This is a genomic window from Limnohabitans sp. Rim8, assembly GCF_945901735.1.
In the GTDB taxonomy this organism is placed as follows: Bacteria; Pseudomonadota; Gammaproteobacteria; order Burkholderiales; family Burkholderiaceae_C; genus Limnohabitans_A.
Genome location: NZ_CAMDLM010000059.1, coordinates 1 through 7,467 on the forward strand (window position 1 = coordinate 1; position 7,467 = coordinate 7,467).

The following is a 7,467-nucleotide window of genomic DNA, read 5'->3' on the forward strand; positions in this document are numbered from 1 at the left end:
GTGGAGCTGGAAGACCTGCGCCGCGCGACTAAGGTGGTGGCGCGCACCTTGCTGGATTTGCTGGCCTGAACATGGCAGCGCCGCAGCTTGAAGCCCTGCGCCAGCGCGTGCAGGCCTGCACCACCGACCAAGACGTGGCCGACTACCAGCGCGATGGCGCGGTGTGCATCCGCAACCTGTTCACACCGGAAGAAGTGGCTCTGCTGCGGGACGGCATCCAGGCCAACCTGGCCCAGCCCAGCCCGCGCGGCATGGTGGCCAGTCGGCCGGACGACCCGGGTCGGTTTTTTGAAGACTTTTGCAACTGGCAAGACATCCCGCAGTACAAGCGCTTCATTTTTGACACGCCCCTGGCCGCACTGGCCCAGCGCCTGATGAAAAGCACCACGGTGCGCCTGTACCACGACCACCTGCTGGTCAAAGAACCCGGCACGCGCCAGCGCACGCCCTGGCACCAGGACCAGCCTTATTACAACGTCGATGGCCTGCAAAACGTCAGCTTCTGGATTCCGGTGGACCCGGTACCCCGCGCTTGCACGCTGGAGTTTGTGGCAGGTTCACACCGCGGCCCCTGGCTCATGCCGCGCACCTTCATGACGAACCAGGCCAAGTGGTTCCCCGAAGGCACGCTGGCCGAGTTGCCCGACATTGACAACCACCGCGAAGACTTCTCCGTCTTGGGCTGGGACTTGCAGCCGGGCGATCTGGTGTGCTTTCACATGCTCAGCCTGCACGCCTCGGCCGGGGTGGACGGTACACAGCGCAGGCGGGTGTACTCGGTGCGCTTTTTGGGCGACGACATGACCCACGCGCCACGCACTTGGGTCACCTCGCCACCCTTCCCCGGGCTGGAGCAAGAGCTGCCTGCAGGCGTGCCGATGGACCATGCGCTGTTTCCATTGATGGCGGTCTGAGTTGACCTGCGTGCCCTGAATGCCGCCGCCCACTTGTACTTCAATGGCACTCACGGCGACAGAAGCGGTGCCATCGAAGCGGTCAAGCCAGCCGATGCGCACTGAAGACAATCACCTGAAGACATGGATGCCCGATCAAGTCGGGCATGACTAATCTTGAACGTTTGGCTTTTTTGCTTTTTATGCAGGTAATCCTCAGGGTATTGGGCCCGCCAAATGGGTTAGGCTTTCTAATTGATTCCCCTACTGAGACAAAGAGACACTTCCCATGAGCCAAAAACCACTGTCCCCTGCCGAAGAAGCCCTGCGCGACGCGGCCCGCGATTACCACCGCTTTCCCACACGGGGCAAGGTTTCGGTCAACCCAACCAAGCCCCTGTCCAACCAGCGTGATTTGTCGCTGGCCTATTCGCCCGGCGTGGCTTATCCCTGCCTGGACATCGAAGCCGACCCGTCCAAAGCGTTTGACTTCACCTCGCGTGGCAATTTGGTGGCCGTGATCACCAACGGCACGGCTGTGCTGGGCCTGGGCGACATTGGCCCGCTGGCGGCCAAGCCGGTCATGGAAGGCAAAGGCTGCCTGTTCAAGAAGTTCGCAGGCATCGACGTGTTCGACATCGAGCTGGCCGAGCGTGACCCGGACAAACTGGTGGAGATCATCGCCGCCATGGAGCCCACGCTGGGCGGCATCAACCTCGAAGACATCAAGGCGCCCGAATGCTTCTACATCGAGAAGAAGCTGCGCGAGCGCATGAACATTCCGGTCTTTCACGACGACCAGCACGGCACCGCCATCATCGCCTCGGCCGCCATGCTCAACGGCCTGGAGCTGGTGGGCAAGGACATCGGCAGCATCAAGCTGGCCGTGTCGGGCGCAGGGGCTGCATCCATCGCCTGCCTGGATGTGATGGTGGGCTTGGGCGTGAAGGTCGAGAACATTTTTGTGTGTGACTCCAAGGGCTTGGTCTACGAAGGCCGCCCGGGTGGCTATGACGAGTCCAAAGCGCGTTATGCCCAAAAAACGGATGCCCGCACGCTGGCCGATGCGGTCAACGGCGCGGACGTGTTCCTGGGCTGCTCGGCCCCCGGCGTGATGACGGTGGAGATGCTCAAGACCATGGCGCGTGACCCGGTGATCCTGGCGCTGGCCAACCCCGAGCCCGAGATTCGCCCCGAGCTGGCCAAAGCCGCCCGCCCAGACTGCATCATCGCCACAGGCCGTTCGGACTACCCGAACCAGGTCAACAACGTGCTGTGTTTCCCCTACATCTTCCGGGGCGCTCTCGACTGTGGCGCGACCAAGATCACCGAAGCCATGAAGCTGGCTTGCGTGCGCCAGATTGCCGACCTGGCCAAGGCCGACATCAGCGAAGAAGTGGCCAGCGCCTATGCGGGCAAAGAGCTGTCTTTTGGCCGCGACTACCTGATCCCCACGCCCTTTGACTCGCGCCTGATCTTGCGCATTGCGCCAGCCGTGGCGCAAGCCGCCGCCGACTCGGGTGTGGCCACGCGCCCCATCACCGACATGGACGCCTACCGCCAGCAGCTGCAAAGCTTTGTCTCGCAAACCGGTTTGTTGATGCGCCCCATCTTCAACGCCGCCAAGGCCGTGCCCCAAGCCGACAAGCGCGTGGCCTATGCCGATGGCGAAGACGAGCGCGCTCTGCGTGCCGCCCAAATGGCCATCGACGACCAACTGGCCCACCCGATCTTGATTGGTCGCCCCGGCGTGATCGCTGCCCGCATCGAAAAAGCCGGGCTGCGCATGCGCCTGGGCGTGGATGTGGACAACGTCAACCCAGAAGACGATGTGCGGTTTCGGCAGTATTGGGAGCACTACCACCAGCTGATGAAGCGCCACGGGGCTACGCCCGCAGTGGCCAAGGCAGCGGTGCGCCGTTCCAACACCATCATTGGCGCGTTGATGGTGTCGCTGGGCGATGCCGATAGTCTGATTTGCGGCCTGACCGGCAACTACATGACCCACTTGGAGCGCATCGACAGCATTTTGGGCCAACGCGCAGGTGCAACCAATTACGCCGCCGTGAACGCACTCGTGAGCGACTTGGGGCCGTTGTTCATCACCGACACCTATGTCAACGAAGACCCCAGCGCCGAGCAGCTGGCCGAAATCGCGGCCATGTCGGTCAAAGAAATTCAGCGCTTTGGCATCGTGCCCAAAGTGGCTTTCCTTTCGCATTCGAGCTACGGCTCGTCCAAGCGCGCATCGGCCCGCAAGATGCGTCTGGCGCGTGACCTGTTTTTGGCGCAGCACCCCGACATCGAGTGCGATGGCGAGCTGCACGGCGATGCCGCTTTGCAGCCCGAAATCCGCAATGTGTACCTGGAAGACAGCACGCTCAGCGGCTCGGCCAATTTGCTGGTCTGCCCCAACCTGGACGCGGCCAACATTTTGTACAACGTGCTGAAAACCACCACCAGCGGCGGTGTCACCGTGGGCCCGATCCTGATGGGAACTGCCGGCACAGCGCACATCCTGACCCCGGCGGCCACGGTGCGCCGGGTGCTCAACATGACGGCACTGGCGGTGGCACAGGCCCACAACTGAGCCCCCTAGCCCGACAAAAGCCCCGCAAATTCACTATTTTGGTGCCACGCCAGAACCGGCCCGGCACCAAAATTGGGGTTTTCTAGGGGTACAACCTGACACGCGGCGTCAGGACCATGGCCGATAATAGGCACCGAATTTGCTATACAAGATTCACCGTTTCTTTGAACCTGGAGCCCCTCATGAACAAGCGTTTCTTACTCAAGGCCACAGCCGCATTGGCCGCCGTGGCCGCTTTTGGTACCGCACATGCCCAAACCACACCCATCAAGTTCCAGATGGACTGGCGTTTTGAAGGACCCTCGGCCTTCTTTTTGGTGCCCGGTAGCAAGGGTTACTTCAAGGACGCCAAGCTGGACGTGACCGTAGACTCGGGCAACGGCTCCGGTGGTGCAGTCACCCGTGTGGCTTCGGGCACTTACGACCTGGGCTTTGCCGACTTGGCCGCCCTGATGGAATTCCACGCCAACAACCCCGACGCGCCCAACAAGCCTGTGGCCATCATGATGGTCTACAACAACACGCCCGCTTCGGTGATGGCTTTGAAAAAATCGGGCATCAAGACCCCTGCAGACCTTTCTGGCAAAAAGCTGGGCGCTCCGGTGTTTGACGCGGGTCGCCGTGCTTTCCCGATTTTTGCCAAGGCCAACGACGTTCAAAACGTGGCCTGGACCGCCATGGACCCACCCCTGCGTGAAACCATGCTGGTGCGCGGCGACGTGGACGCCATCACCGGTTTCACCTTCACTTCGCTGCTGAACATCGAAGCGCGTGGCGTGAAAGCCGAAGACGTGGTGGTCATGCAGTACCCCGACTTTGGCGTCAAGCTCTACGGCAATGCAATCATCGCCACCCCCAAGATCCTGAAAGAAAACCCCGTCGCCGTGAAAGCTTTCTTGGCCGCCTTCACCAAGGGTGCCAAGGACGTGATCGCCGATCCCGCCAAGGCCATCGAGTCGGTCAAGGCGCGTGACGGCATCATCAACACCGCCCTGGAAACCCGCCGCCTGCAACTGGCGATTGACACCGTGATCAACAGCCCCTCAGCCCGCGCAGAAGGCTTTGGCCAGATCAGCGGTCCCCGTCTGACGCTGATGGCCTCGCAAGTCTCCGACGCCTTCAACACCAAGACCCGCGTGAAGGCCGAAGACATCTGGAATGGCTCTTTCCTACCCACCGCCAAAGAACTGGACATCCTGCCCAAGGCCAAGAAGTAATTCTGAGTAGACATCGGGGCATCAGGCCCCAGCGATCCGAGCCCACCGCTACCTGCAAAGGACGGTGGGCTTTTACAGGACGCAATGTGTATACACTATCGAACACCATTTTTGAAGCTTTCACCATGACCCAAGAATCATTCGTTGATTTCCAGAATGTCTGGCTGGCCTACAACGACGAGTTGCTGGCGCAAAACCACTTTGCGGTAGAAGACATCAACCTGCAGGTCAAGCAAGGCGAGTTCATCGCCATCGTTGGGCCGTCTGGCTGCGGCAAGTCCACCTTCATGAAGCTGACCACGGGCCTGAAAATGCCCAGCAAAGGCCGCATCCTGGTCGATGGCCAGCCTGTGACCGGTCCGCTCAAGATCAGCGGCATGGCGTTTCAGGCGTCATCACTCTTGCCTTGGCGCACCACGCTCGACAACGTGCTCTTGCCGCTCGAAATCGTGGAGCCCTATCGCTCGAACTTCAAGCAAAAGAAAGAAGAGTACGCAGAGCGTGCTCGCAAACTGCTGAACACCGTGGGTTTGGGCGGCTACGAAGACAAGTTTCCTTGGCAATTGTCGGGCGGCATGCAGCAACGCGCCAGCATTTGCCGCGCCTTGATCCACGAACCCAAAATGCTGCTGCTCGACGAACCCTTTGGCGCGCTCGACGCCTTCACCCGAGAAGAGCTCTGGTGCATCTTGCGCGACCTGTGGACCGAGCAAAGGTTCAACGTCATTTTGGTCACGCACGACCTGCGCGAGTCGGTGTTTTTGGCCGACACGGTCTACGTGATGAGCAAGAGCCCTGGCCGCTTTGTGGTGAAAAGAGAAATCGACCTGCCACGCCCGCGCGACCTCGAGATCACCTACACCCCTGAATTCACCAACATCGTGCACGAGCTGCGCGGCCACATCGGTGCCATGCGCAAAACCGGTGCGGCGATCAACCAATAAGCGGGAGCCCCTCATGAACAAAAAATCCCTCGAAAGCTGGTCGCCCTGGATTTTGCTGCTGCTGAGCATCCTGATTTGGGAAGGCCTGTGCCGCGCCTTCAACGTGTCGGAATTCATCTTCCCCAGCCCCTCGCGCATCGCACAACAAACCATCGAATACCGCGACGTGATCGCGGGCCACGCCTGGCGCACCTACTGGGTGACCATGGTGGGCTTTGGCATCGCCATCGTGGTGGGCGTGCTGCTGGGTTTCATCATTGGCAGCTCACGCTTGGCCTATGCCGCCGTGTACCCGCTCATGACGGCCTTCAACGCACTGCCCAAAGCGGCCTTTGTGCCCATCTTGGTGGTGTGGTTTGGCATCGGCATTGGCCCGGCCATCCTCACGGCTTTCCTGATCAGCTTCTTCCCCATCATGGTGAACATCGCCACCGGTCTGGCCACCTTGGAGCCTGAACTGGAAGACGTGCTGCGCGTGCTGGGCGCCAAGCGCTGGGACGTGCTGGTCAAAGTCGGCCTGCCGCGCTCCATGCCTTACTTTTATGGCTCTCTCAAAGTCGCCATCACCTTGGCTTTTGTGGGCACCACGGTGTCCGAGATGACGGCATCCAACGAAGGCATTGGCTACCTGCTGATCTCGGCCGGCTCGGCCATGCAAATGGGCTTGGCGTTTTCTGGCCTGGTGGTCGTGGGTGCCATGGCCATGCTCATGTATGAGCTGTTCAGCTACATCGAAAAGCGCACCACCGGCTGGGCGCATCGCGGCTCGCAAGGCGAGTAAGTCACATGCTGTTTGGCGTGTGATGCAGTCGGCCAACCCAAGCAAGTGGTTCCAATGACTTGGCTGGCCCGACTGGATTTGCACTACACGCTCGAAGCCAATCGCAGCGTGGCCCGTTACCTGCACAGCGGGCCGCTGCGCATTTTGCAAAGCCTCTACCCCGAAGGCGATGCGGTCTGCCACAACGTGCTGGTGCACCCGCCCAGCGGTCTGGTGGGCGGCGACACCCTGGACGTGCAAGTCTCAGTGGGTTCGGGAGCGCATGGCCTGGTCACCACGCCCGGGGCCACGCGCTTTTACCGCTCTGAAGCCGGGCTGGCCGCGCAGCAAGTGCATGCGCGGGTTGAATCGGGTGCACGCCTGGAATGGCTGCCTTTGGAGGCCATTGCCTACAACGGCTGTGATGCCCTCAACCGCGCCGTGTTTGAGCTCGCCCCCGGCGCAGAAATGATGGCCTGGGACATCACCGCCCTGGGCTTGCCCGCCGCAGATTTGCCCTTTGTGCAAGGCAGGTTTCGCCAACACCTGGAGATTCCCGGTGTGTGGCTGGAGCGCGGCACCCTGAACGCCACCGATACACGCCTGATGGACAGCCCACTGGGGCTGGCAGGCCAGCGCTGCATGGCCACGCTGGTGTTTGCGGCGGGCAGCGCCATGGCCGACGAGCGAATCGAACGGGCACTGGCCTGCGCTCGCGATTTGCTGGACGCCTCTGAATTGCGCCTGACCACAGGCGCCACCTCACCGCACAAGCAGGTCATTGTGCTGCGCGCGCTCTCACCCGTGACCGAGCCTGCGATGCAATTGCTCAGGCAAATATGGGCCTCATGGCGGCAAGAGATGTGGGGCATGAGCGGCACGGTGCCGAGGTTGTGGAACCTTTGAGCTGACAAATGCCCTTTGGCTTGAATAGGGTGGACTGACAAGAGGCAAGGAAACTGTCAAGAAATCCTTGACAGTTCAAAACGAGACAGAAGCATTCCTCTGAGCGTAAAAACAAGCCAAGTGTTGATTCATCAGCCAAACTGAGCCAGTGCGCACG

The 7,467-nt window shown here is 60.9% G+C and carries 6 protein-coding genes; all 6 read left to right on the forward strand.

Translation table 11 applies throughout. The features are described 5' to 3' along the window. Nucleotides 1-71: 71 nt before the first annotated feature. The 6 genes from Q0O99_RS17280 (at nucleotide 72) to Q0O99_RS17305 (ending at nucleotide 7,310) form a co-directional block, all read left to right on the forward strand. The gene (locus Q0O99_RS17280; protein WP_293753212.1) at nucleotides 72-914 is read left to right on the forward strand and encodes a phytanoyl-CoA dioxygenase family protein; all 843 of its coding nucleotides are present in this window, start codon (nucleotides 72-74) and stop codon (nucleotides 912-914) included. A 268-nt stretch (nucleotides 915-1,182) separates the two neighbouring features. Continuing rightward, complete coding sequence (locus Q0O99_RS17285) at nucleotides 1,183-3,483, forward strand: NADP-dependent malic enzyme (RefSeq protein ID WP_293753213.1); 2,301 nt, start codon at nucleotides 1,183-1,185, stop codon at nucleotides 3,481-3,483. A 182-nt stretch (nucleotides 3,484-3,665) separates the two neighbouring features. Then, nucleotides 3,666-4,700 (forward strand): ABC transporter substrate-binding protein, encoded by a 1,035-nt coding sequence (locus Q0O99_RS17290; RefSeq protein ID WP_293753214.1) that lies wholly within the window; start codon nucleotides 3,666-3,668, stop codon nucleotides 4,698-4,700. Nucleotides 4,701-4,825: 125 nt separating this feature from the next. Then, on the forward strand, nucleotides 4,826-5,644 hold the full coding sequence (locus tag Q0O99_RS17295) for an ABC transporter ATP-binding protein (RefSeq protein ID WP_293753215.1): 819 nt from the start codon (nucleotides 4,826-4,828) through the stop codon (nucleotides 5,642-5,644). Between the two features lie 13 nt (nucleotides 5,645-5,657). Next, complete coding sequence (locus Q0O99_RS17300; protein WP_293753216.1) at nucleotides 5,658-6,425, forward strand: ABC transporter permease; 768 nt, start codon at nucleotides 5,658-5,660, stop codon at nucleotides 6,423-6,425. Nucleotides 6,426-6,479: 54 nt separating this feature from the next. Further along, on the forward strand, nucleotides 6,480-7,310 hold the full coding sequence (locus Q0O99_RS17305) for an urease accessory protein UreD (RefSeq protein ID WP_293753217.1): 831 nt from the start codon (nucleotides 6,480-6,482) through the stop codon (nucleotides 7,308-7,310). Nucleotides 7,311-7,467: the final 157 nt, after the last annotated feature.